This is a genomic window from Arthrobacter sp. 18067 (genome assembly GCF_902706295.1).
Taxonomy (GTDB): domain Bacteria; phylum Actinomycetota; class Actinomycetes; order Actinomycetales; family Micrococcaceae; genus Arthrobacter.
The window spans coordinates 22,316-46,116 of the sequence record NZ_CACSJJ010000029.1 but is presented as its reverse complement, the minus strand read 5'-3'; the positions used below and the strand labels follow the sequence as shown (position 1 = coordinate 46,116).

27 protein-coding genes are annotated in these 23,801 nt (G+C 64.3%); 8 read left to right on the top strand and 19 right to left on the bottom strand.

Annotated features, from left to right (window positions below; genetic code table 11):
* Positions 1-22 precede the first annotated feature (22 nt).
* From GVL04_RS22210 to GVL04_RS22190, 5 genes are all read right to left on the bottom strand, one after another.
* Positions 23-1,111 carry an iron chelate uptake ABC transporter family permease subunit gene (locus GVL04_RS22210; protein ID WP_159708576.1) on the bottom strand — a complete coding sequence of 363 codons (1,089 nt, stop codon included), beginning with the start codon at positions 1,109-1,111 and terminating at the stop codon, positions 23-25.
* Complete coding sequence (locus tag GVL04_RS22205; RefSeq protein ID WP_159708574.1) at positions 1,108-2,217, bottom strand: Fe(3+)-siderophore ABC transporter permease; 1,110 nt, start codon at positions 2,215-2,217, stop codon at positions 1,108-1,110. The genes GVL04_RS22210 and GVL04_RS22205 overlap by 4 nt, the downstream gene beginning before the upstream one ends.
* Complete coding sequence (locus GVL04_RS22200; protein WP_159708572.1) at positions 2,218-3,099, bottom strand: siderophore-interacting protein; 882 nt, start codon at positions 3,097-3,099, stop codon at positions 2,218-2,220.
* Positions 3,096-4,049 carry an ABC transporter substrate-binding protein gene (locus GVL04_RS22195; RefSeq protein WP_235036398.1) on the bottom strand — a complete coding sequence of 318 codons (954 nt, stop codon included), beginning with the start codon at positions 4,047-4,049 and terminating at the stop codon, positions 3,096-3,098. Before GVL04_RS22195 ends, GVL04_RS22200 begins: the two co-directional genes overlap by 4 nt.
* Before the next feature lie 135 nt (positions 4,050-4,184).
* Entirely contained in the window at positions 4,185-5,051 is an 867-nt protein-coding gene (locus tag GVL04_RS22190; RefSeq protein WP_235036397.1) for an AraC family transcriptional regulator, read from the bottom strand.
* Between the two features lie 40 nt (positions 5,052-5,091).
* Between GVL04_RS22190 and GVL04_RS22185 the strand changes: the two genes are divergently transcribed.
* Together GVL04_RS22185 and GVL04_RS22180 are read left to right on the top strand one after the other, a co-directional pair.
* The gene (locus GVL04_RS22185; protein WP_235036396.1) at positions 5,092-6,864 is read left to right on the top strand and encodes an ABC transporter ATP-binding protein; all 1,773 of its coding nucleotides are present in this window, start codon (positions 5,092-5,094) and stop codon (positions 6,862-6,864) included.
* Complete coding sequence (locus GVL04_RS22180; protein WP_159708568.1) at positions 6,861-8,615, top strand: ABC transporter ATP-binding protein; 1,755 nt, start codon at positions 6,861-6,863, stop codon at positions 8,613-8,615. Before GVL04_RS22185 ends, GVL04_RS22180 begins: the two co-directional genes overlap by 4 nt.
* Here the strand turns inward: GVL04_RS22180 and GVL04_RS22175 are convergent.
* From GVL04_RS22175 to GVL04_RS22145, 7 genes are all read right to left on the bottom strand, one after another.
* Positions 8,598-9,521, bottom strand: coding sequence for a spermidine synthase (locus tag GVL04_RS22175; RefSeq protein ID WP_159708566.1), 924 nt, complete (start codon positions 9,519-9,521; stop codon positions 8,598-8,600). The genes GVL04_RS22180 and GVL04_RS22175 overlap by 18 nt on opposite strands.
* Before the next feature lie 73 nt (positions 9,522-9,594).
* Positions 9,595-10,503 carry a sucrase ferredoxin gene (locus GVL04_RS22170; protein ID WP_327785623.1) on the bottom strand — a complete coding sequence of 303 codons (909 nt, stop codon included), beginning with the start codon at positions 10,501-10,503 and terminating at the stop codon, positions 9,595-9,597.
* Between the two features lie 44 nt (positions 10,504-10,547).
* Positions 10,548-11,753 (bottom strand): cupin domain-containing protein, encoded by a 1,206-nt coding sequence (locus tag GVL04_RS22165; protein WP_159708564.1) that lies wholly within the window; start codon positions 11,751-11,753, stop codon positions 10,548-10,550.
* 3 nt (positions 11,754-11,756) lie between these two features.
* Positions 11,757-12,098, bottom strand: coding sequence for a BatC protein (locus GVL04_RS24855; protein ID WP_159708562.1), 342 nt, complete (start codon positions 12,096-12,098; stop codon positions 11,757-11,759).
* 68 nt (positions 12,099-12,166) lie between these two features.
* Positions 12,167-12,685, bottom strand: a complete 519-nt coding sequence (locus GVL04_RS22155) for a GNAT family N-acetyltransferase (protein WP_159708560.1) — start codon at positions 12,683-12,685, stop codon at positions 12,167-12,169.
* Positions 12,686-13,357, bottom strand: coding sequence for an O-methyltransferase (locus tag GVL04_RS22150; protein ID WP_159708558.1), 672 nt, complete (start codon positions 13,355-13,357; stop codon positions 12,686-12,688).
* A gap of 40 nt (positions 13,358-13,397) precedes the next feature.
* Entirely contained in the window at positions 13,398-13,730 is a 333-nt protein-coding gene (locus tag GVL04_RS22145) for a thiamine-binding protein (protein ID WP_159708556.1), read from the bottom strand.
* Positions 13,731-13,822: 92 nt separating this feature from the next.
* On the opposite strand from GVL04_RS22145, the gene GVL04_RS22140 reads away from it, so the two are divergent.
* A complete protein-coding gene (locus GVL04_RS22140; RefSeq protein WP_159708554.1) occupies positions 13,823-14,452 on the top strand; it encodes a TetR/AcrR family transcriptional regulator in 630 nt (209 codons plus the stop codon).
* Here GVL04_RS22140 and GVL04_RS22135 read toward each other — a convergent pair whose 3' ends face one another.
* The 4 genes from GVL04_RS22135 to GVL04_RS22120 are packed head-to-tail and all read right to left on the bottom strand — an operon-like array spanning position 14,453 to position 16,895.
* The gene (locus GVL04_RS22135) at positions 14,453-14,764 is read right to left on the bottom strand and encodes an AzlD domain-containing protein (protein ID WP_011773136.1); all 312 of its coding nucleotides are present in this window, start codon (positions 14,762-14,764) and stop codon (positions 14,453-14,455) included.
* Entirely contained in the window at positions 14,761-15,519 is a 759-nt protein-coding gene (locus tag GVL04_RS22130) for an AzlC family ABC transporter permease (protein ID WP_159708553.1), read from the bottom strand. The genes GVL04_RS22135 and GVL04_RS22130 overlap by 4 nt, the downstream gene beginning before the upstream one ends.
* Positions 15,516-15,950 carry a hypothetical protein gene (locus tag GVL04_RS22125; protein WP_159708552.1) on the bottom strand — a complete coding sequence of 145 codons (435 nt, stop codon included), beginning with the start codon at positions 15,948-15,950 and terminating at the stop codon, positions 15,516-15,518. The genes GVL04_RS22130 and GVL04_RS22125 overlap by 4 nt, the downstream gene beginning before the upstream one ends.
* 57 nt (positions 15,951-16,007) lie before the next feature.
* Complete coding sequence (locus GVL04_RS22120) at positions 16,008-16,895, bottom strand: glycerophosphodiester phosphodiesterase family protein (RefSeq protein WP_159708551.1); 888 nt, start codon at positions 16,893-16,895, stop codon at positions 16,008-16,010.
* A 50-nt stretch (positions 16,896-16,945) separates the two neighbouring features.
* Here GVL04_RS22120 and GVL04_RS22115 point away from each other — a divergent pair, with 50 nt between their 5' ends.
* From GVL04_RS22115 to GVL04_RS22105, 3 genes are read left to right on the top strand one after another with little or no spacing between them, the layout of a single operon-like run.
* Positions 16,946-18,301, top strand: coding sequence for a DUF445 domain-containing protein (locus GVL04_RS22115; RefSeq protein ID WP_159708550.1), 1,356 nt, complete (start codon positions 16,946-16,948; stop codon positions 18,299-18,301).
* Positions 18,302-18,343: 42 nt separating this feature from the next.
* Entirely contained in the window at positions 18,344-18,778 is a 435-nt protein-coding gene (locus GVL04_RS22110) for a VOC family protein (RefSeq protein ID WP_159708549.1), read from the top strand.
* Between the two features lie 45 nt (positions 18,779-18,823).
* Positions 18,824-19,633 carry an MBL fold metallo-hydrolase gene (locus GVL04_RS22105; protein WP_159708548.1) on the top strand — a complete coding sequence of 270 codons (810 nt, stop codon included), beginning with the start codon at positions 18,824-18,826 and terminating at the stop codon, positions 19,631-19,633.
* A gap of 1 nt (position 19,634) precedes the next feature.
* Here the strand turns inward: GVL04_RS22105 and GVL04_RS22100 are convergent, their stop codons facing one another.
* Genes GVL04_RS22100 through GVL04_RS22090 form a run of 3 tightly spaced genes read right to left on the bottom strand, consistent with a single transcriptional unit; the run spans position 19,635 to position 22,006 of the window.
* Positions 19,635-20,426, bottom strand: coding sequence for a biotin-dependent carboxyltransferase family protein (locus GVL04_RS22100; RefSeq protein ID WP_159708547.1), 792 nt, complete (start codon positions 20,424-20,426; stop codon positions 19,635-19,637).
* Between the two features lie 28 nt (positions 20,427-20,454).
* Entirely contained in the window at positions 20,455-21,204 is a 750-nt protein-coding gene (locus GVL04_RS22095; protein WP_159708546.1) for a LamB/YcsF family protein, read from the bottom strand.
* The gene (locus GVL04_RS22090) at positions 21,188-22,006 is read right to left on the bottom strand and encodes a hypothetical protein (RefSeq protein ID WP_159708545.1); all 819 of its coding nucleotides are present in this window, start codon (positions 22,004-22,006) and stop codon (positions 21,188-21,190) included. The genes GVL04_RS22095 and GVL04_RS22090 overlap by 17 nt, the downstream gene beginning before the upstream one ends.
* A gap of 198 nt (positions 22,007-22,204) precedes the next feature.
* On the opposite strand from GVL04_RS22090, the gene GVL04_RS24565 reads away from it, so the two are divergent.
* Positions 22,205-22,369 (top strand): hypothetical protein, encoded by a 165-nt coding sequence (locus GVL04_RS24565; protein WP_200846932.1) that lies wholly within the window; start codon positions 22,205-22,207, stop codon positions 22,367-22,369.
* A gap of 100 nt (positions 22,370-22,469) precedes the next feature.
* On the top strand, positions 22,470-23,774 hold the full coding sequence (locus tag GVL04_RS22085; protein ID WP_159708543.1) for an MFS transporter: 1,305 nt from the start codon (positions 22,470-22,472) through the stop codon (positions 23,772-23,774).
* Positions 23,775-23,801 lie beyond the last annotated feature (27 nt).

The window sequence follows — 23,801 nt, the reverse complement described above, 5'->3', positions numbered from 1 at the left end:
GCAATCTCCTTCAATTCTTCACTCATTGCCGCTTCACCTCACGGGCAAGAAGCCATACGAGGTAGCAGCCACCGATGCTGACGGTCACTACTCCCACGGGCAGTTGGATCGGCGCGAAGAGGTTCTGCGCCACGATGTCGCTGGCCACCAAGAGGAATGCACCCATGGCGGCGGAGGGAACCATTCCCACGGAAGCGGAGCGCGTCAGGCGACGGGCCAGCTGCGGTGCCGCCAAAGAAACAAAGGCAATGGGCCCGGCCGCTGCGGTGACCATCGCAGTCAAGGCCACGCCAACCACTGCGAGGACCAGCCGCGAGCCTTCCAGCCGAACGCCCAAGGCCCGGGCGGCGTCGTCGCCCATCTCCAACAGGCCCAATCGCCTGCCGTACAGAGACAGCACAACCAGCAGCACAACGAACACGATCACCACCGGCAGCACTTGGTCCCACGTGATCTTGTTCAGGGAACCGGCACCCCAGACGGCGGCGGACATCGCCTGCTCCAAGGACGCCTTGAGGATCATGAAGGTATTCACCGACGCCAACATGGCGCTCACGGCGATGCCGGCAATGATGAGTCGGAACCCCTGGATGCCCTTCTTGAAGGCGAACAGGTAAACCAGTGCGGCGGTTACCAGCCCGCCCACCAGCGCACCGGCAGACACCGCAAAGTAGCCGCCGCCCATCAGCAGGATGACCACCAGCGCACCGGTGTAGGCGCCGGTGTTGAAGCCGATCACGTCCGGGCTTCCCAGCGCGTTGCGGGTCAGCGATTGGAAGATTGCCCCGCTGACCCCCATGGCCGCCCCCAACAACAGGGCCAGGAGGACGCGGGGCAATCTCCACTCCACCACCACCATGTGCACGGCTCCGCTGGAGTGCCCCAGAAGCGCAGAAACAACGTCCGGTACCGCAACGCTGAACTCGCCCAGGCCAAGGGCGACGACGGCGAGCGCCAGTGCGGCGGCAAACAGGACGGCGGTGACAACCAGGGTGCGGACGTCGACGCGAAGTGAGACGCGTCCGCCAAAGCGGCGGACGGCGAAGGTGCGACGGCCGAAGTCGATGGATGACGCCCGATCAGCGGAAGTCGCCTGATCAACCGAAGTCATAGCGTGCTCACTTTCCGGCGTCGAATGAGCCAGATGAGGACGGGTGCGCCAACGAATGCGGTGATGATTCCTACCTGCATTTCGCCGGGGCGGAGAACGAGCCTGCCAAGAATGTCGGACACCAGAAGCAACACGGGCGAGAGCACCAGCGTGTAGGCCAGGATCCAGCGCTGGTCCGGCCCAACGATCCACCGGGCGACGTGCGGAACCATGAGCCCTACGAATCCGATGGGGCCGGCGGCTGCCGTCGCGGCACCGCAGAGCAGGGTGACTGACACGATGGTCCAGATCCGCGTGCGCACAATGTTGGCACCGAGCGACCTGGCGGTATCGTCGCCCATGGCGACGGCGTTCAAGGGCCGGGCCATGGCGAGGGCGATGACGGTCCCAACCAGGATGAAAGGCGCCACGGTGGTGAAGATTTCCCACGTGCGGTTGCTCAAGGTGCCCGCGCTCCAACTGCGCATGCTGTCGAAAACGGCAGGGCGCAGGAGCGTGATGCCGGACGAAATACCGCCCAGGACAGCTCCCAGGGCAACTCCGGCAAGGGTGAGGCGGAGCGGGGTTGCTCCTCCGCGTCCCCGTGACCCGATGAAGTACACAGCCACGGTGGCCACCACGGCACCGGCGAAGGAGAACCAGATGTACTCCTGGATGCTGGTCACTCCGAAGAGCGCCACTCCCAGGACCACAAAGAAGCCTGCACCAGCGTTGACGCCCAGGATGCCGGGGTCCGCCAACGGATTGCGTGTCAGGGCCTGGATCAGCGCCCCGGACAGTCCCAGGGCAATACCGACCACCACGCCGGTGACGGTTCGGGGCAGGCGGAGGTCGTGGATGATCACGTGCTCCGGCGAGCCGTCGTAGGCCGTGATGGCTGGCCACAGCTTGGCCATGTCCACGTCCTTGGAGCCCACCACCAGGCTCAGCCACAAAACCAGGGCCAGCACTGCAACCGCTCCGAGCAAGCCCAGCAACCGGTACCGGTTTACGGCCACCAGGCCCGCTGGGCGTTGACCAGCCTGGCGGGCGTCCGTGGCAGAAACCGGCGCCGCGTCCTGCGCTTCAGGTGCAACAGAACGCGGCGCCATGGTTCCGGAGGCCATTTAGAGGCCCAGCAATTCGAACTTGGCGTCCTGCAGGTCCACGGTTTCCTCGCGATCCCGCTTCTCGTTGGACCACAGCTCGTCGAACCAGCGGCGGGTTTCGGGGTCGAGGTTTTCCCAGCGCTCTTCCCAGGCCTCGCTCTTGTCCGTCCAGTAGCCGATCAGCTTGTAGGACTCGGGCGTGAGCTTCTTGTCGTGCCGAAGGTACTTGCGGATCCCGCGCAGCACCTTGGTCTCACCGGCCACCCAGATGTAGCCGACGCCGCCGGGCAACTCCATGCTCTTGAGGACCTCGTCCAGCCGGGACTGGCTGTGGCCGTTCCCGCCGTGAATCCAAGCAACTTCCGTTCCAGCGCCGAGCGTCAGCTGCTGCTGGTGCGATGGATCCTCAACTTCGATCAACACACGCGTCCTAACACCCGGCGGCGTCTGCTCCACCAGCCGCGCGACAGCCGGAAGGCCGGTGGCGTCGGCCAGCAGGATCTGCCACTGCAGCCCGGCCGGCGGTTCGTAGAGTCCGGTAGGCGAGTTAAGCCCGACGACGTCACCCACCTGGGCGCGCTGCGCCCAGGAAGCTGCCAATCCGCCGTCGTGAACCACGAAGTCGATGTCCACGGTTCCAGCGACGGTGTCCACAGCGCGGACCGTGTAGGTCCGCATGGCGGACGGTTCGACGCCCTCGGACCAGTCCCAGGAGTCCCCCGTAGAGATGGGAAGGCGAGCCTCATGGGTGCCCGGATCCGGCAGGAAGACACGCAGGTATTCGTCGCCGACACCCGTGGTGTCGAAGCCGGCCAGCCCTGGACCGCCAAAGGTGATCCGGACCATTCCGGGGGTGAGCATGCGGGTAGCGACTACCTCGGCCCGGTAAATGCTCATCATGACAGGAGGGCCTTTTCGAACTTCTCCAGCAGTGCGTACTGGCCGCTCGGGGAGCCGTAAATCATTTCGAGGTCGTACGTGTGGATCTGCTTGTTGGCCACGAAGGGCAGTGAGGTCCACAGCTTGTTGTTGGCCAAAGGAGCGAAGGCATCCGGGTTGGCGCCGTCCTTTTCGGGGACCTCGGTGGTGATGATGGCGTCGATTCCGTTGAGCTGTTCGAGCTGCTCGGCACTCAGCTTGGCGCCTTCACCGTCCGCCAGCGGGGAAACCTTCAGGCCCAGGTCTTTGATGACCAAGCACGGCGTTCCGTAGCAGCTGACCGATACTTGGTCTTCGTAGTAGTCCACCGGGCCGATGACCAGGTCACTCTTCCCTGCCGCAGCCAGACGCTTCTTCACGTCGTCAACCTTGGCCTGGTACTTGTCCATCCACGCCTGGTACTGCTCGGTCTTGCCGAAGGCCTCGGCAACGGTCTTGAACTTGGTGCGCCAGTCGCTGCCGTCGAATCCGTTGAAGGTGTAGGTCGGGGCGATGTCGGAAAGCTTGGCGTCAAGCTCCTTCTCGTAACCCAGGCCGTTCAGGATGACATCCGGCTGTGCCTTGAGGATGGCCTCAAAGTTGAACTCCGGGTAGTTGGTGAACGGGGTGATGCCCTTGAGTGCGTCCTGATCGAAGAAGTACGGGAAGCCCGAGTAGCCGCTGTCACGGATGGGCTGCTGGCTGGCAAGCGGAATCCCGAGGGTGATGAGCATGTCCAGGTCCGTGGTGTACATGCCCAGGGCCTTCTTGGGCTCGGCCGGCATGACTACTTCCTTGACCTCGCTTTGGACCGTCCGGGTTTCCGATTTGGCGGTGGCGCTGGCGTCGGTGGTGGCGCATCCGCTCAGGAGAAGAGCTGCGGAGGCCAGGGCCGCAACGGCGGCGGACATGGTTTTGGTGCGTGAAATCACTGCGGTCCTCTTGATTCTCAGGGGAGTTGGGGAAGCTCCCGTTGGCGCCGCGACCCGTTGATGGATTCTCTGAGCGGCTACCGAAGTTAGGTATACCTACCCTAACAATGCATCGACCCCTGAAACCGCTCGATTCTATTCGGAACCGGCCAAAGAGTGGTGGTTTCCGGCCTTAAGCGAGGACACGTACCAACCGGGGGTGTGCCCCATGACCTTCCGGAACACCTGAACAAAGGCGCTGGGGTTGTTGTAGCCCACCCGCCTGCTGACGGACGAAACCGGATACCCGGCCGCCAGCAATCCCAACGCCACGCGCACCCGGGCATGGATGCGCCACTGCGCAAACGTCATGCCGGTTTCCTTGTGGAACAGGCGGGAAAGGTTGCGGACACTGATGGATACTTCAACGCTCCATTCCTCCAGCGAGCGGTCCAGGGCGGGGTCATCCAGAAGGGCGCGGGCAATGAGCTCCAGGCGCGGATCGGTGGGCATCGGCAGCAACATGGGGCGCGCATCCACTACGTCGAGCAGCCCCAGCACCACCTGCTCCGAACGTTTCCTCAGGGAGTCGTCCATGTCGAAATTGCTCATGTGGCGCAACAGCTCCTGAGCGGCAGTGGGCACCGTGACCGCCACAGTCCGGGCTGCCAGGCTCGGGGCAACCCGCGCATCAATATGCGAACAGTAAAACCCGGTCCCCTGTGTGGATTTCACGGCATGCACCACGCCAGCGGGAATCCAGAGCCCCAAGGTGGCTGGAACAGCATAGAAGCCGCCATCGGCCTCAACGGTCAGCACGCCACGGGCACCCCACAGCAGCTCATGGGTTTCGTGGACATGTTCCGTCCACGTCGCGGGCGTGGCGCACTCGAAATATCCCGTGTAAACGCCGTACGCCGGAAAGGACGCCGGGTCCTCTTCGGGGGCATCCAGCCGCAAGTCCGGCTCTGCGTCCACCTGCGGCGCGGTCTGTCCTGATTGCGATAAAGCTTGGCGGGTCATCTGGCCTTCTCGAAGTTAGGTGAGCCTTACTATGGTAAGCATGCCCTCCAGTTCTGCCACTCCGTCCTGCCCACAAGGGCGTAACAAGCAAGCGCCCTGGACGGTTTCCCGTCTCTTCACCGTCGCACTGTTCGCCAATGGCCGCTGGAAGCTCCTGCTGGCCGGCTGTGCCGGGCTAGGACTGCATCAGGTCAGCGAGGCTTTGGTCCCCGCAACCATCGGCGCCGCAGTGGATAACGCCATTCAACCGAACAATTTCGGCGCCCTCCTCGGATGGCTCGGCGCGTTGGCTGTGGTGTTCGTCGTGCTGGCACTTTCCTGGCGGCTTGGCACACTGGCCACTGAGCGTTCCTTCCTTCTCAGCTCCCACGACCTCCGGCAACTTGCAGTGGAGCGCACTCTTCACCCCCGCGGGATGGCCGCCCGGCGCGCACCCGGCGAAATTGTTGCCATTGCTTCCTCCGACGCTGACAGGGTGGCCGGCTTGGCGTGGCTGATCGCCGGCGCCCTCGCTGCCACGGCCGGCGTCGTCACATCAGCCGTGACACTCCTCCTCATTTCCGTCCCTCTGGGACTGGCCGTTCTCATTGCGACTCCCGTGATGCTGTTGGTCATGCGCCGGCTCACCAAGCCCTTGGAGGACCGAAGCGACGTGGAACAGTCGACGGCGGCCCGCGCCGGCGCCCTGGCGACGGACTTCATCACGGGATCGCGACCCCTCAAAGGCTTGGGCGCCGAAAACGCGGCAGTGACCCGCTATCGGACCGCCAGCCGGACGTCCTTGGTGGCCGGGTTGCGGGCTGTCCGTTCCCGATCTGCCTATAACGGCGCCAGCACCGCGCTGTCCGCAGCGTTCCTGGCCGGTATCGCCTTCTTCGCGGCCTGGTTCGCCGTCCAAGGCAGCATCACAGTGGGACAGTTGGTAGCAGTTGTTGGCGTGACCCAATTCGTTCAGGGCCCCATGACCGCCCTTGGCTTCCTCAGCGTCGAACTCGCTCGGAAGCGCGCCTCAGCGGCTCGCATAGCAGTCCTGCTCGCGGAACCGGACGCTGTCCCCGCACCCGAATCAGAAGAACGCACGACGGCGGCAGCCGGCTCAGCAGCAACGCTCACCTCCCGGGGGGAACCAGTCCCGCTACTGGAACTCCGGCCCGGCTCCGGCGACGCTGCTTTCCCTCCCTTCACAGCCTCGGCCGGCGAAATCGTGGGCGTCGTCCTTCCCAGCGGTACTCAAGCCCGGCTCCTGGTGGATACCCTGGGCTTCCGCGCGCCCGCTCCCCGCGGCTTGGTAGTCATCGACGGCCAGGACGCCGCAGACTTGGACCCGGTCCACGTCCGGTCCAGGATCTTCGCAGACAGCCATGACGGCGTGCTGTTCCGCGGCAGTGTCCGCGAGAACGTCGCAGCCACTGACGCCCAACTGGAGGAACGCGCCATGGCAGCTGCCGCCGTCGGGGATTTCGTCTCTCAACTGCCGGAAGGCACCGAAACGGTGCTCACCGGACACGGCCAGAGCCTGTCCGGCGGCCAGCGGCAGCGACTGGTCCTGGGCCGCTCGCTGCATCAAAAGCAAGCGGTGCTGGTCCTGCACGACCCCACTACCGCCGTCGATACCGCCACCGAAGCCGTGATCGCCGATGGCTTGCGGAACTTCCCTGACAAGGCCTTGGTGCTGGTGACTACCAGTCCCACACTGCTGGCCGTCTGCCACCGGGTAGTGATGGGCGGAAGCGGCGCTGCTGCATCTGAAACCGGCACGCACCGCGAACTGCTTGCCACGTCCGCTGGATACCGCGAGGTGGTGGGCTCTTGAGCGCCGAAATCCTTCCCATTGCCACGCCCCGCGAGACCCGGAAGGCCATGTGGCGCCTGCTGGCGCAGCGGCCCGGAAGACTCACGCTGACCATCCTTGTGCTGCTGGCTGCTTCCTGCTGCGGACTGGCGGCGCCGGCCATCCTGGGCATCATGGTCAATATTGCAGCAAGCGGCGGGGACGTCATGTCCCTGCTCTGGCTGGCCGTCGGGCTCTTGGTTGCCGGTGGTTTGGGTGCCCTGCTGGGTATTCTGGGCCAGAACCTGCTGGCGCGGATCTGCGAGGAAGCCCTGGCCGGACTGCGCGAGGAAGTGTTCGCCGCAGCGGTCCGGAAGCCGCTCGCGCAGCTCGAAAAGGCAGGCATCGGTGACGTCGTGGCCCGCGTGTCGGGGGACGTTGAGGCCGTGAGCGAGGCAATTTCGGGGGTCCTGCCCGCGTTCACCAGCGCGGCCTTCACTATCGCCGTGACGTTGTTGGGCCTGGGTGTGATCGACTGGCGCTTCGCCGTCGCCGTGCTCATCGCCGCGCCGTTGCAGGTCTTCACCCTCCGCTGGTTCCTTCGGCGCACCGCACCCATTTATCGGACCGTCCGGATCACCGAGGCCAACAGGACCGAGCAGATTATCGAGACGGTTCACGGCTCGCCTTCTGTCCTTGCACTGGGGCTCGGGGCACGTCACGCCGGCTTGGTTGCGGCCGCTTCCCAGGAGAACATCGGCCATGCACTCAAGGGCGTCAACTACCTGACCCGCTTCTACAACCGCCTCAACCTGGCGGAACTCATCGGCCTGTCCGCGGTGCTGGTGGTGGGGTTCTGGCTCCATGCCGAGGGCGCAGTGACCATTGGTGCGGCCACGGCTGCCGCACTGTACTTCTACCGGCTCTTCGATCCGATCGGCCTGGTCCTGGGACAGTTCGACGAGTTGCAGAAAGCCGCAGCCGGCCTGGGCCGGATGTTCGGCCTGACCATGTCCGCGGCGCCGGACACGGCCCCAACCGCAGCCCCAACCGCTGATGCAGGCATTGTCCTGAAGGACGTCACCTTCTCCTATCCCGGGCAGAGCCCGGCACTGAATGCCGTCTCCCTCACCGTGAACCCCGGCCAGCGCGTGGCGATTGTGGGAACCTCCGGCGCAGGCAAGACCACGCTGGCCAAGGTCATCATGGGCTTGGAACACCCGGGCAGCGGGACAGCCTGGGTGGGTGGACTGGACTCAGCCGCCGCTCTCCCGGAAGACTTGCATGAGCGCATCGCCATGGTCAGCCAGGAGGTGCACGTCTTCTCCGGCACGCTCGCCGAGGACCTCCGGCTCGCCAAGCCCGACGCGCCCGCCGAGGAACTTACGCGCGCCCTGCGGGATGTTGGGGCTGCCTGGGTTGAAACGCTCGACGACGGACTGCAGACGTCCGTAGGTGCCGGCGGCCACCAACTCACACCCGAGCAGGCGCAGCAGTTGGCTCTTGCACGGCTCATGCTGAAAGACCCGCCCATCGCAGTCCTCGACGAGGCCACCGCTGAAGCAGGAACGGGATCGGCCACCATGCTGGATCAGGCCGCCGAGGCCGCGCTGGCAGGAAGGACGTCCGTAGTGATCGCGCACCGCTTGTCCCAAGCTGCCTCCGCGGACACCGTAGTGGTGATGGAACACGGGCGGATTGTTGAGTCGGGCTCGCACCAGGAACTGTTGGCTAACGGCGGCCGCTACGCAACACTCTGGGAGGCGTGGAACAGCTCACTCAGCCGGAGCTGACGCTGGCTCGTGGGCAGGCTCCGGCGCCGGGTCGTGCCGGACCGGCGCTCCTGCGGCGAACGCGCGCACCTTGGCGTCATCCCAGATGTGCGCGGGGACGCCGCCGCCGAGGAGCTTGCGGGCCAACGTGGGGTCTTCACCGAACGGCGCATGGCTCCCTGCCATGATCATGTTGCCGTAACGCCGGCCTTTGAGCATGGCGGGGTCGGCGATGATCATGGTGTGCTCGAACGTGTCCGCGATGGTGGCAGCATCTGCCCGGGCGTTCTTGAGGTCCGGGGCGTCACCGGAGTTGACCACATACAAGCCGTCGGGGGCCAGGACGGCGTCTGCATGCGCAGTGAATTCGCGGGTGGTGAGGGCGCGGGGTGTGAAGGCTCCGGCGAAGACATCGCGAATGATGAGATCGCGGGTGTCCGGCGTAAGGGACTCGGTCACTTGCCGGGCCTCCCCCACGCGGATCCGCAACATGGGCGCCTTGGGGAGATCGAACCAGCCACGGACGTAGTCGGCCAGCTTGCCGTCGAGCTCAACCACCACCTGCCGGGCCTCGGGGTAGGCGGCATGGAAGTAGCGCCCCATGGAACACGCTCCCCCGCCCAAATGCAGGGCACGCAGCTTCGGCTTCTGCTCCCGCGGCCACCGCGATTCCACTAAGGCCGCGATCCAGCGCATGTATTCGAAATCCAGGAACAAGGGATCGGCGAGATCGATGTGCGAGCTCATGACGCCGTTGATTTTCAGAAGCCAGCCGTTGGAGTTGTCCTGGTCCGGGACCAATTCGCAGTCGCCGGTATCGATGTAGTAGACGCCCGCCACTGGACCCTCAGGTCGGGTGCCGACAGGCACCTCGACGACTCCCGCCGTCGACCTCTGAGACCTGCTTGGTTTACCGCGTTTCGCCACTACTGCCCCGCCCTGTCCCAGTCATGCTTCAAGCCTAGTGGAGCCTGCGGCACGTGCCTGCGGTCCACAAGTGTCAGGAGCTGCGGATGGAGATGGGTTCGTAGACTATTGCCGAGCCTGCCGCCGGGGCGCGGCACGTCAACTGTCGCGCTGGTTCGCGGCGGGCTCGCAGCTCCACATCGATATGCGCCAGGTGGGGTGGGCGGCCGGTGATATGGATGCGCCAGTAGTCACCCTCGCGCAAGGTCCCAGTGACCATGAAGTCATTCCGGCCGGCAGGGCCGAAACGTTCGAGCACGGCCACCACAGCAGCTTGTTGCGGTGGGGATAGATCCGTATACCCGCGCAGAAACTCTGCGTGGATGAGGCCGGCGAGGTGATCCTCAATCGTGGCGACAGCGGACTCCGCACCGAGTCCGCCGTAGTACACACCGTCTGGAGCGACGACGACGTTGGCGGCGAACCTGTCACCGCCAATGTGGGAGCATTCCCACACCAGCTCTGGCCACCGCTCACTGAGCGCACGCCCCACGGGCAGGCCCCGCACTGCGCAGCAGGGATCGTGCCGACCATGCGCACAGACCAGGATGACCGGCGGATAACCGGGCATTCCAGGTGATGCCAGGGCGGGAACAATATCGGCGAGGTCCCCATCCCGAGCCCACGTTCCCCATAGTTGTTGATAGGCGCCGGAGCTTTGATGGCGCAGTACGGCCCAACGGCTCGGACCGCGGCTCTGGCGGGGGCCAGGCCGCCGGACCAGGAGAACCCGTGCTCGCGCTGTCCGCGCGGCCGCTAACACGAGGGCCTTGGTCCCAGCCTCCAGCTCAAGGCCGTCGAAGCCGCTGGATGGCCACCCACCCCGATACTCTATGAGGACCCAAACCAAGCCCGGTGACGCCGTTCCTGCCATCGAGTCGCCGCGCATTCGGGCGGTTTCCGCGCAGAAGAAACGTTCCGTTGCGGCCACCGGGGCCGTCACGGTTCACCGTCACTGTTCGGCTCAATGTCACTGTTCAACTCGAATCACTGTTCAACGGGGACGAGAACTCCTGCGCGTAACAGCCTTTCGACGAGTTCAATGCCGAGATTTGCCGCGAGGTGATCCTCGCTGTCCAGCAGGCGCCTTACGGACGGCAGATTTTCCTCGGGAAAGTCGAGCCACCCCACGCGGGTAGTCAGTCGTGAGCCCTCGAGCCGCGCCTCCAGGGCGTCCCGAAGCCGCACCAGGGACTCGGGGCCGAGGCCCTCGACGGCCGCGAGCTGGGCGACGGGACCAAGCGGGGCCGGGCGTCCCTGTCCCCTCCGGGTGCGGTGGAAAAGGGAAGTGGAATCAGCCTCAACGACTGCGGCGGCGAGACGTTCACGGACGGCGGCGATGTCCCCATCGGGTCCATCGACGCCCAATGGCAGGGACCGGCGCATCTCCGGATCGTCGTTGAGGGCTGCCAGCGCGGCCTGGGCGAGCTGTTCAGCCAGCGCGTAGCGGGTCCAGTTGTGGACTCCCAGTGTGAGATGGATCGAAACCTTGCCCTGTGCCTCGGCGGCATGCAACCAACCACGCGGCAGGTAGAGGACGTCGCCGGGCTCGAGGACCGTATCGATGGAGGCCTTGCCTAGTGCGGCCTCGGCGACGGCGGAACGGCGATCGGTCCAAGGCTGGCTACGCAGCGGGTCCACATGGACCGGCTCATGGATGATCCAGCGCTTGGTGCCCTCGATCTGCAGGACGAAGACGTCGTGGATGTCGTAGTGATCGTCGAAACCACGGTTCTGAGGCGGGGTGATGTAGGCATTGGCCTGCACTGGATGTCCGAGCTCGGTGCTCAGCTGGGTGCTGAAGTTCGCTACGGGCTCCCATGTACGATGCAGCGCCTGCAGGACGAGGGTGGCTCCGTCTGCGAATTTGCGCCAAAGTTCGGTGTCATCGAGCTGGTCGGAGATGGTGGCGCCGACGCCTGCCGGGGAGGTGAACGAGGACTCGGGAAGGGTGGAGCCGCCCTTGGCCACGCGCAGGAAAGGTGTCCGCAATCCGCGGCGTGAGATCAGTTCGTCAACGGCGTTGGCTGAGAACAAATCAGAGAAGTCGCTCACACCACGAGTGAGCAGCGCGGTCCGCCCCCAGACCTCGTTGGCGAACTTCTCATAGCCGATGTCGATCAGGCGCGTTTCCAGGACCCCGGCATCCTTGACAGCGCCGGGGTCCTGGAAATCAGTGCTGGTAGAGCTCAAAACTTAACTGCCTGGTTTTTCAGCGCCGCCATCGGCACCACTGTCTGCGCCACCATCGGCACCACCATCAGCACCGCCATCGTGGGTGCCTGGGACGCCGGCCGCGCCACCGTCTGCCGGGCCTTCAGCACCACTGTCTGCGCCACCATCGGCACCACCATCAGCACCGCCGTCGTGGGTGCCTGGGACGCCGGCCGCGCCACCGTCTGCCGGGCCTTCAGCACCACTGTCTGCGCCACCATCGGCACCACCATCAGCACCGCCGTCGTGGGTGCCTGGGACGCCGGCCGCGCCGCCGTCTGCCGGGCCTTCCTGCTCGCTTGGATCCTGCTCTGGATTGGACATGCTTCCTCCCAAGAATCGAACCGGGCGATCCCCATCGACACCGCCCGTGATCACCATATCGAGATGAGTCAGCCGTGGGAACAGTCTGCGGGCACTCCGGGACGCGCCATCCGATGTTCCGGCAGCGAATGCCACGAGGGATCGCACAACTGCCGTTTTCCGTCCGGCACAAAACCGTTGCGCCGGTAGAAAGCCTGGGCGCGGGGGTTGTCATCAAGGACCCAGAGGTAGGCTGGCCCGTCGCCGATCAAGGCGTCCATCAAGGCCTGGCCCACACCGCGGCCATGGATGCGCTCCAAGGTGTAAAGCATGAACAGCTCAACGTCGCAGGGGCCGTCCTCGTCCCTGCTGGGTCCGGCCGCCCCGAGCCCCACAAGATCACCGTCAGGACCGTGGGCCAGCATCCTGGTGTGCCCCGCAGCGATGAATGCCCGGTACCGGTCGATGCGATCAGGCAGCGCCGCCTCCTGCTTTGCGAAGAACTCCGGAGGCAACAAGGACCCGTAGCTCTCGCGCCATGACTGGACGTGCATGATGGCCATGGCTTCGGCGTCGTCCACCGTTGCCGGGCGCAGCGTGAAATCCACCTACCGCACCCGCGCTATCGCGAAACCGTCCCAGCCCTTGCTGCCAACGGTTTGAATTGCCGTGGCGTCCAAGCGCGGATCCTGCCCCATCATTTCCAACGCCTTCACGATGCCCGGCGCATTGACCTCGTCCCGCCCAGGTTCAAGGATGGCGCCGTCCCAGATGACGTTGTCCACCACGATCACCGTTCCCGGATGGCCAAGCCTGATGGCCCAGTCCAGGTAGTTGGAGTCGTTTTCCTTGTCCGCATCAATGAAGACGAAGTCGAACGATTCCTGGCTTGCCAGTGTGGGGAGGGTATCCAGCGCTGCCCCCACCCGGATGTCCACCTTGTGCCCCACGCCCGCAGCATCAACGTTGGCCCGCGCCACGTCTGCGTGTTTTTGGAGGAATTCGCACGTAACTATCCTGCCGTCGTCGGGCAGTCCCTGCGCCATCCAAATGCTGCTGAACCCGGCCAGGGTTCCGATCTCCAGGACCCGCCTGGCTCCTGACATCTGGACCAGCATCCGCAACAGCTTGCCCGCGTTGGGCGCTACTTCGATGGCAGGCATGCCTGCCTCGACGGCGGACGTCAGGGCGCGTTGATGGGCAGGATCAGGACGGACGACGACGTCAGTCAGGTAACGCTCGACATCAACCCATCCGGGTTCAGTCACGTGTTCAATCATGGCCCCCAGTCTGGCATCCGCGGCACCTCGGGGGAAGGATCTAGTCCGTGCCGGAGATGGCTTCTTCCAGGCGTTCTACCTTGCCGGTGAGCTCGCCGCTGTAACCGGGACGGATGTCTGCCTTGATCACCAGGGACACGCGGCTGCCATAGCGGCCAACGGCCTCGGTGGCGCGCTTGACGACATCGAAGACCTCGTCCCATTCACCTTCAATGGTGGTGAACATGGAGTCCGTCTGATTCGGCAATCCGGACTCGCGGACGATCTTGACGGCGGCAGCTACGGCGTCGTGAACAGAGGCGTCGGGGGTCGGTCCCCCGTTGGCGGCGGAAGCGGGCTGGCCCGATGGGGCGACTGAGAATGCAAGCAACATAAAATCCAGTGTTTCACGTGCTGGTTTGTCATATAACAACGTACTCCCGCGTAACAACGGGCCAGCACCCCTCCGTTGCTAATCTGGCAAGCATGGAACAGCCCTCTGAACGCAAGCCCCTCAGGGCCGACGCCGCACGAAATGTGGACAAGATCATCACTGCTGCCCGGCAGTGTTTCCGGGAACATGGCCCCGACGTACCCTTGCAGACCATTGCCGCCACCGCTGGAGTTGGCCCCGCAACGCTGTTCCGCAACTTCTCGGATAAAGAGCAACTGGTCCTCGCCGCGTTGTCGCGCCAACTGCGGCAGCATGTGGATCCAGTGGCAGCGGACGCCCTGGACGGCATGGACGCCGCTGAAGGCCTGATCAACGTCATCGACGCCGTCATGAAGGTAGCCAGCGACGACGCGAACCTGCTGGACGCCGTCGCCGGCCGACGCGGACTCCTGATGGGAATCACCGGCGGCCTCATCGGATCCATGGCGACCCTTCTTGAGCGCGGCCAAGGCCAAGGGTCCTTGCGACGTGACATCACCATCGAAGACATGGTCCGGCTGCTTGCAATGCTCATCGGGGCAGTGGACACCATGGAACCTGGATCAGAAGCCTGGAAGCGTCCGGTGGCATTGATCGAAGACGCTATCCGCACCGAGCGCCCGTCCCGGCCGCTTCCCGAGCAATCGGATATCCCGGGCGTGACGTTGACGGAAGCCGTGTAGCTAGCCCCAACCCAGCAGCCGCAGCAAAGCTGCGGCTGCTGCACCTGAGATCACGACCACCAGGAACGGCGCCCTAAGCCACAGCGCGACGGCGGCAGCCACCAAGGCGCCGATGCGGGCATCGAGGACCAGGCCTTGTCCCGATGCCACAGCGTTCACAACTGTCAAAGAAGCCAGCAGGCCAATGGTCATGGTGCCGGCGACGTGCATGATCCGAGGGCTCTCCAGCAGCTTGGCGGGCACAAAATAGCCCACCAGTTTGGTGAGGTACGCCAGCGCGCAAGCAATAAGAATCCACAGCCAGAGGTTCATTTCCCGCCCCCGTGTTCGCGCTTGTGCTGCCCTGCGTAGGGATCCACGTCCGGCTCGAGCCCTTCATCCATGCGTGCGTGGCTGAACCAGCCGATGACGCCCGCCACCACCGCGGCCACCAGGATGGGAACGCCTGACGGCACGAACGGCACGGCCAGGATTGTGGCCAGCGCGCATGCGGCGGCGATGGCCCACGGTTCGCGGCCCTTCAGCCTTGGCCACAGCAGGGCCAGGAACGCCGCAACAGCTGCTCCGTCCAAGCCCCATTGCTTGGGGTCTCCCATGGCGTCACCAGCCAGGGCCCCGATGGCCGTGAAAATATTCCACAAAATGAATATGCCGATTCCGGCAGTCCAGAAGCCTCGTCGCTGCTCATCGGGATCGGACTGGCCGGACGCCGTGGCCGTCGATTCGTCGATGGTGACATGGGCAGAGATATAGCGTTTCCATCCGCCGGGGCGCAGCATGGCGTTGATCTGCATGCCGTAGATTCCGTTGCGGAGGCCCAGAAGGGCGCTGGCCGTCATGGCCGCCACCCCGGAGCCCCCGCCGGCCACGACACCGATGAAAGCAAACTGCGATCCCCCACTGAACAGCAGGAGGCTTAATACCATCGTCTGCCAGAAATCGAACCCCGACGCCACGGCAAGGGCGCCAAAAGACACGCCATAGAGACCCGTGGCGATACTCAGGGACACCGCGATCTTGAAGGCGGGCGACTCCCTGAGCTTCATGGGAGGGGAACTGCCGCTCATTTCCTGAGACTCCACGACCACAGGATGAGGGGAATCTGCAGGGGAAGGCGAACAGTGTGGATTCGCCGCTCGTTCGCCGTGCCGTTGGGGCCGTATGCGCGCCGGAGGGCGTCAATATGCCCCGCGAGGAATGCAGCAAACATCGCTGTGGTTGCGTTCGCGGCAGCCTTACGGGTAGCAGGGATCAGAAGCCCGACGGCGGCAGTCACCTCAAGCAGGCCGGAGGAGGCAACCCATTCCTCGCGGGACATAACTGCCAGGGGTCCGTTGGGACGGCTGCCTGGCTCATCCTTACGGCAGAGGTACTCCGGGACCACCGGGTAATAGAACTTAGGCGTGCGGAAGTGCTTCGCGGCGCTGGCCAGGAGCAGTGCGCTCAAAGCCACTGCGGAAGTTGTTCGGGTTGCTTGTGCTGACCAGCGAAATGACATGAGACCACTCAATCACAAGCGCGGTGACCCCCAAAGCCAGGCCCAACTATGTAGCAGCTAGCGGGACACCATCAGCTGCGCGAGCACCTGCGCCGGCTTGTTGGTAGTGATTTCGTGGATGCCGAGGCCTTGGCACAGGGCGACGTCCTTTTCCGAGTCAACAGTCCACACCCGGAAGATGCGGCCCGACTCCAACCAGCGCTGTACGTTCCGTGCATGCTCCCTCACGTATTCAATTCCCGGGCCGGCAATTGCCACTTCGCCTTCGTCCAGTACTCGTTCGGCTTCAAGCTGGGTTGCCCGCATCACGTTGGCTACGGCGCCGCCCGTCAGGAACCCCAATCCGAGCTCCTGCCGGAGTTCTTGGACCGTAAAGTCGTCCACCAACTGGCAGATGTACTCCTTCGGCACGCTTTGCAGGAGGCGCTGAACAGAGTCGGTATCAAAACTCATGAAGGAGATCCGGATGTTCCCCAACCGTGACTCCTCCGGAGTCCACCCCTCTTCTTCCAGTAGGGCCAACACGCGGTCCTCAAGCTTGAGCTTGTAGGGGCTGGGGTGTTTCAACTCAATGGCCAAGCCAATCTCCCGCCCCGCCCCGCGCAGGATATCCAGGAGTTCGGGCAGGGTAAGGAGTTGGTCTGCCACTCCCCCGTAGGCCTCGGGAATCCGTGCGCCTTTCCATGAGGAGAAATCCAGCGCCCGGAGTTCTTCCAGGGTGTGCTCCGCGACTGGCCCCGTGCCGGTGGAGGTCCGGTCCAGGTTGGCGTCGTGCAGCAGCACAACCTGTTGGTCCCGGGTCAGGTGCACATCGCATTCCACACCATCGGCACCATCGGCAATGGCCTTCAGGTACGCGGCACGGGTGTGCTCGGCAAAGGCCGCGCTGGCACCTCGATGGGCGTAGACCCTGGGCCGGCTTGGGGCGAAGTCGTCGCTAGTCATGCAGACACGGTAGCCCACCCTGCTGCATGATCGGGGGCTACGCTGGGCTCATGCAGGTGAACTCTGAACAAATCCCAACCGAAGACGTCACCAACCCCGCCCGGCCAGCCCCGGCCACAAGTTCCACACCCGCACAAGGACGTTCCGCCGTCGTCGGCCTTTCTGCTGGCGACATGGAAAAATCGGCAGCGCTGCTGCGCATGAAACGGTTGGCGTTGGCGCTGCTGATCGCGATGGCCGTCATCTTTACGCTGGCGTTCGCGTTCCAGAAGCAGTACCCGTGGCTGGAATACGTCCGGGCGGCGGCCGAAGGCGGCATGGTGGGCGCATTGGCCGACTGGTTCGCGGTGACGGCGCTGTTCAAGTACCCCATGGGCCTGAAAATCCCCCACACGGCCATCATTCCGCGCCGCAAGGACCAGATCGGCGAATCGCTCAGCGACTTCGTCGAAAGCAACTTCCTGTCCCAGGAAGTTGTGCAGGACAAGTTGGCGAGCATCGACATTGCCCGGAAAGCGGGGAAGTGGCTGTCTGCGCCGGGCGGCGCCGAACGCGTAGCCAAGGAAGGCGGCGCGATCATCCGCGGCGCCTTTACCGTCCTGAACGACGACGACGTGCAGGCAGTTATCGAGGGTATGGTGCGCAAGCACCTGCTCACGCCGCCCTGGGGACCGCCCGTTGGACGGATGGCCGAGCGGATCTTCGCCGACGGGCACCACCACACGCTTGTTGACCTGTTGGTTGACCGTGCCGCCGACTGGGTGGACGCCAACCATGCCACGGTTAACCGGCTCGTCTCGGATCGTTCGCCCTTGTGGGTGCCGACCTTCGTGGACGGCCTGGTGGGAGACCGGGTGTACGTTGAGCTCTCCAAATTTGTCCGCGCCGTCCAAGCCGACCAGAACCACCAGGTACGCCAGTCGATCGATGCGTACCTCACGGACCTGGCACAGGATCTGCAGCATGATCCCGCCATGATTGAGCGCGCTGAAAGCATCAAGGCGCAAATCCTGGGCGACCCCGAGGTCCGTGAACTGGCATCCCGCACATGGGGAACCGTGAAGACCGCGCTGCTCAACGCCGTCGACGATCCCGACAGCGAACTGAGCCTGCGCTTCAAGAGCGCCGTCCGCGACTTCGGTACGCGCCTGGTCAACGACGACGAACTGGCCGGCAAGGTCAACGCGTGGATCGGCGACGCCGCCGGGTACCTCGTGAACACCTACCGTTCGGATATCGCCGGCGTCATCTCGGATACTGTGGCCCGTTGGGATGCCGAGGAAACGTCGCAGAAGATCGAACTGCAGGTGGGCAAGGACCTTCAGTACATCCGCATCAATGGAACCGTGGTTGGCGCGCTGGCCGGGTTGGCGATCTTCACGGTGGCGCATCTGCTGTTTGGGTAAGGTGCACTGGAGCTATCCAGTGCACCTTGGTACCTTCAACGCATGCCTATCAAACTTGAGAACGTCGGTATTGCGGTTCGGGACCTCGAAGAAACAATCGCCTTCTTCACGGACCTCGGCCTCACGGTGCTTGGCCGTGACACTGTCAGCGGTGAGTGGGCCGACACTGCCGTGGGGCTGGATGGCAACCACGCAAAAATTGCGGTGCTCCAAACCCCGGATGGCAACGGGCAACTGGAGCTTTTCGAATACATCCACCCTGACGCGATCGAGACCAACCCAACGCTTCCCAACGAGATCGGAATGCACCGCGTTGCCTTCTCGGTGGACGACATCGATCACGCGCTGGCCATAGCTGCGAAGCACGGATGCCATCCCCTGCGCGGCGTAGCGACCTACGGTGACATCTATAAACTCACGTATCTCCGCGGCCCCAGCGGAATCCTGGTCATGCTGGCCCAAAAACTCCAAGGCTGAAACCGGCGTGGACGCAATGTCGCACTGCAAACAGGAGGCACGTCCATGCTGAAACATGTTGCTGAAGGCGTTCTGGTTCACGAGAGCGAGTTCATCCAGAGCAATTGCACCGTGGTTCAGGGCCGGGACGGGGTGCTGCTGATCGACCCCGGCATCACGGTCAACGAAATGGCGGCGCTCGCGAACGACCTTCGCGAACTGGGCCAGCCCGTGGTTGCAGGCTTCTCCACCCATCCTGATTGGGACCACGTTCTGTGGCACCCCGATTTTGGCGATTCGCCCCGTTACGGCACAGCCCGCTGCGCGGCCTCCATCCGGGATGTCCTGTCCAATGTGGATTGGAAGGAGCAGGTGGCCGAAGGGCTGCCACCGGAACACGCCGAGGAGATCCCGATGGACCTGCTCGGGCTCATCACCGGCCTGCCCACCGAGACTGCACAGATTCCGTGGGATGGCCCCACAGTCCGCATCCTGGAGCATCAGGCCCACGCACCGGGACACGCGGCGCTGTTGGTCGAGGGAGCCGGCGTCCTGGTTGCGGGCGACATGCTTTCCGACATCCTGATGCCGTTCCTCGACCTGCAGGCAGCAGATCCCTTGGACGACTACCTCGAAGCATTGCGGCTCTTCGAGACGGTGGCCGACAACGTTGTTGCAGTCATCCCCGGCCACGGCTCAGTGGGCGGATCCGGACAGCTGCGGGAACGGGTCACCATGGATCGCGCGTACGTGCAGGCGCTCAGGGATGGCAGGGAACCCGACGACCCTCGCATCGGGCCATCGGCCCCGTTGGAATGGCTGGCCGAGGTACATGGTTGGCAGATGCAGCGGCTGGCCGCACGCGGCCAGGACTGAATCAGCCGAGCAGATGCACCATCTGTCCCGGTCTTGCCTGGCCGATCAGGTCCAGGTCCTCGTCGCGGACCACCGCTATCACGGGGGACTCGGCAGTTACCGGGTGGCCGGCCAACGCAATAACGGGAAGGCCCGACGGCGGCAGGAGGACTGAGCCTGATTCCAGCGGTTGTTTCTGGGGTGCTTGAGTCGCGCTGCCCTCCCTCGGGACAACCTCAAGCGGCCGTCCCGCCAGCCGCGCACCTACCCGGTCCGACTCCGGCGAGAGAATCCATGGTTCGCTGGTCAACCGAAGCCACGTGGCGGCGTCGAAATTCGTGACCTGAGGCCCCCGCGAAACCCTGGCGACCACCGGACGTTCAGGGTCCAGCGCACGCCGAGCGGGATGATTGACCTCGGGGAAGCCGTGGCCCTGGGGCCGTCCGAAAGTCACCGAAGCACCGGAACGCAGGGGTGCAGTTCCAGCGTCCACACCACCCTGAACAGCAACGTAATACCGGATCCCAAACAACGCGGGACCGAATTCCAGCACCGCTCCGGGAGCCACCCGGACCGCCTTATTCAGGGGAAGTTCAGAGCCGTTGAGCGTCACCATGCCCTCGGCACCTGACACCGCCAGAGCGGACCCCGTCACGAACCTCAGCTTGAGCCCGCCCAGCAGCACCTCAAGTCCGGCTGCGGTGTCCGGATTGCCCAGCAGGGCGTTGGCGAGGTCCATGGACGCGCGGTCCAAGGCCTGACCGGGCTCGACAGCAAGTGTCAACGTCCCCGGATCCGTCACGACTGCACTCATCAGGCAAACCCTCCTTCAGGAACCAGGCCTATGCGAACGCTTCAATCTGCACGCCGGCCTGGTCAAGGCCCTCCCGGACCGCGGCAGCCATGTTGACGGCGCCGGGCGTATCCCCGTGGATGCACAGCGAATCGGCCTGCACCGGCACTACGGTTCCGTCGATGGCCAGCACTTCCTTGCGCGTTGCCAGCCGCACTGCCTGTGCCACCACGGCGGCCGGGTCATGCAGAACTGCACCTTCCTGGGTGCGGGGTACGAGCGTGCCGTCCGGCAGGTATGCCCTGTCCACGAACGCCTCGCGGAACACCGGATGACCGGATTGTTCGGCGAGTGTCAGCCACGCCGAGCCCGGCAAGCCAAGCACAGGCAGCCCGGGATCGTACGCGTGGACGGCGGCAACCACAGCCTCGGCCTGCTCTTCATCGCGGACGATCCTGTTGTAGAGGGCGCCGTGCGGTTTCACGTAATCCACCGAGGCTCCCACGGCGTGCGCCATGCCGTCGAGGGCTCCAAGTTGGTAGAGCACATCGCCGAAGAGTTCGTCGAACGTCATGTCCAGGGAACGCCGTCCGAAGCCCGCCAGGTCCCTGTACCCCACGTGGGCACCGACACGGACGTCCAGTTCGAAGGCTGCGCGGCAGCTGTCCAGCATGGTGAGGGGATCTCCTGCGTGGAAGCCGCAGGCCACATTGGCACTGGTCACGATGCGGAACATCGAGGCGTCGTCTCCCATGGTCCAGGAGCCGAAAGACTCCCCGAGGTCAGCGTTCAGGTCCACTGCTACCGCCTTCCAGCGTTGGGTTGATCAGAGCGTTTTTGGGTGCGTTCGGGAGCAGTTCGCCCGGGACGGTGTCAGGCAGAGGGCCGAACGCATCCTTGGCGGTGGACACCACGGCACGGCCCATCATCAGGTTGCCCGCACCACCTACCACTGCACCTACACCGAACGGCAGGGCGCGGCCCAGGAATGCGGAACCTTGCCGCTTCACGAGGCTCTTGAGGAATGCCCGCTGGATAGTGTCACGGATGACCCCAAAGCCGCTGCCTGGAATCTTCTTGGTAAGCGTCCTGCCCCACGCGTTGGTGACGCCCTTGCCGCGCCCCAGTGACTGTCCACTCAGCGCCCCGAGCATGGACGTGCCTTCCTCGCCCAACATGATGGCCATAACCATGGTTTGTGCCCGCACGGGGTCGGTCAGGCGGATGCCATGGAGTTCGGCCAGGGACGACGCGTACAGCGCAGTCGTCTCCAGGAAGCCCACTGTTGCGAGCGCTGAAAGTCCCAGCGATGCTGCGGTTCCGATACCGGGCACGACGGCGGTGGCACCCACCGCTGCTCCCCCACCGGAGATGGCCAGCAGGTAGTGGCGCTCCAGTTTCGCGGCAAGCTGTGCCGGTGAGTCGTTAGGGTGCCGGCGTTGGAGCCTGCGGAGGTTGGCCAGGACCAGTGGGCGCTGGACTTCCACCGCTTTCAGCAACACGTTATGCACTCCGGGCTTGGTGTTGCCTTGCTCATCAAACACAGCGTTGTGGGCTGTTTCCTGGGCGATTTTCACCGCCGGGTTGGGTCGCTTTGGCATCTTCACCTCTCCTTGGCAGTTAGTCGTTTCACGGGGAACTGCTGGATTCAGCCTATGCCACGCCCCTGACATGCGAGACCTGCAGAGGGCCCTATGTGGACAGGATTCCGCGCAGAGCGCACCCCACAAAGGAGCCCCCGCGGCGTAGACTGGGGTGCACTCACGGAAGCAGTCCAGCAAGGACAGGAAGTATCCGTTATGAAGGCCTCGGATAAGAACGAACACGTCATCCGGCACCACACCGACGCTCCAGCGGAGGGTGAAACGGAGGGCTGGGTTTCGCACGATACCGGTTTGCATAGCCAGGACCCTGCAGAAGGTCCGGACTTCGACGACGACGACGCCCCGCCGTCGGGCGCTTAATGACTTAGCTTCCTCCCGCACTTCGTTCCGGTCACCCGGGCGCCGGCCACAGCACCAACGCGGCTTCCACAGCGTCATCGCGCAGGTTTAGGCTAGTGGGATGGCCGCGTTGAGGGCGCTGCGTCCCTTTGCACACCGGGAATTCCGGGTGCTGATTTCCGCGCTGTCCATCTCCATCTTCGGATCCGGCATGTGGGCAGTGGCGATGGTCTATGAAGTGATCCACCTCGGTGGAGGCCCGCTTGAGTTGTCGTTGGTTGCTACGGCTGCCAGCGTCGGTTTGGTGGGGTTCGTGCTGGCAGGAGGCATCGCGGCCGATAGGCTCCCGCAGCGGCTCCTGATCATCGCGGTGGAGGGTGCCAACCTTGCCGTTATCGCTACGGTTACGGCGCTGGCCATGCTCAATGTCCTGCAGCTGTGGCACCTGGCCATCGGCGCTTTCGTCCTGGGCGTTGGACAGGCGTTCTTCTTCCCCGCCTACTCGGCCATCCTGCCGCGCATCCTGCCTGCGGACGATCTCCTGGCAGCCAATGGCCTGGAAGGCACTGTGCGGCCGGTTCTGCAGCAGGCCGCCGGCCCTGCCCTTGCGGGGATCCTGGTTGCTGCACTGTCTCCGGCACACGCTGTCGCAGGGGTTGCTGTCTGCCATCTGCTGGCGTTCGGGATCGTGAACTTCCTGAGCCGCCAAACGCTTGGTCCGTATTCCCCCGATACGGGCGGGACACCGGCAAAATCGTCCCTCTTCAAGGACCTCCGGGAAGGATTCAGCTACACCATCCGCACCCCATGGCTGCTGTGGACCCTGATTTGGGCATGCCTGTCCGTACTGTTCCTGATCGGTCCAATCGAGGTCCTGCTTCCCTTCGTGGTCCAAGACCAGTTGGGAGGCGACTCAAGGATGTTCGGCTTCCTCCTGGCCATCATGGGCGTCGGCAGCGCCATAGCTGCACTGGCAACGGCATCCCTACGCCTCCCCCGCCGCTACCTGACAGTCATGGTTGTGACATGGGGCTTGGGGAGCCTGCCGGTTGCTGCCATTGGTTTCATGGACAGCTTCTGGATGCTCGGGGCTGCCATGCTCATCTTCGGAGTCACAGAGGGGATCGGAACAGTCATCTGGGGCACGTTGTTGCAGCGGCGGGTGCCACGGCATTTATTGGGCCGGATTTCCAGTTTGGACTTTTTTGTTTCCCTGGCTCTGATGCCGGTGTCCATGGCTCTCGCCGGCCCGGTCGCGGAGGTTGTTCCCATCTGGCTGATCTTCTTTATTGGTGGCTTGGCGTGCCCCATCATGGCCTTCGTGGCGCTCTTTGCAGCACGCATGACAACTGATGAGATCGAGAACCCGTTGACCTCCGGTGCCGAGGATCCGGAACCTGCAGACACGCAGCCCGACTCTGTGTAGCGTGTGCACTACCTCAGGAAGGACACA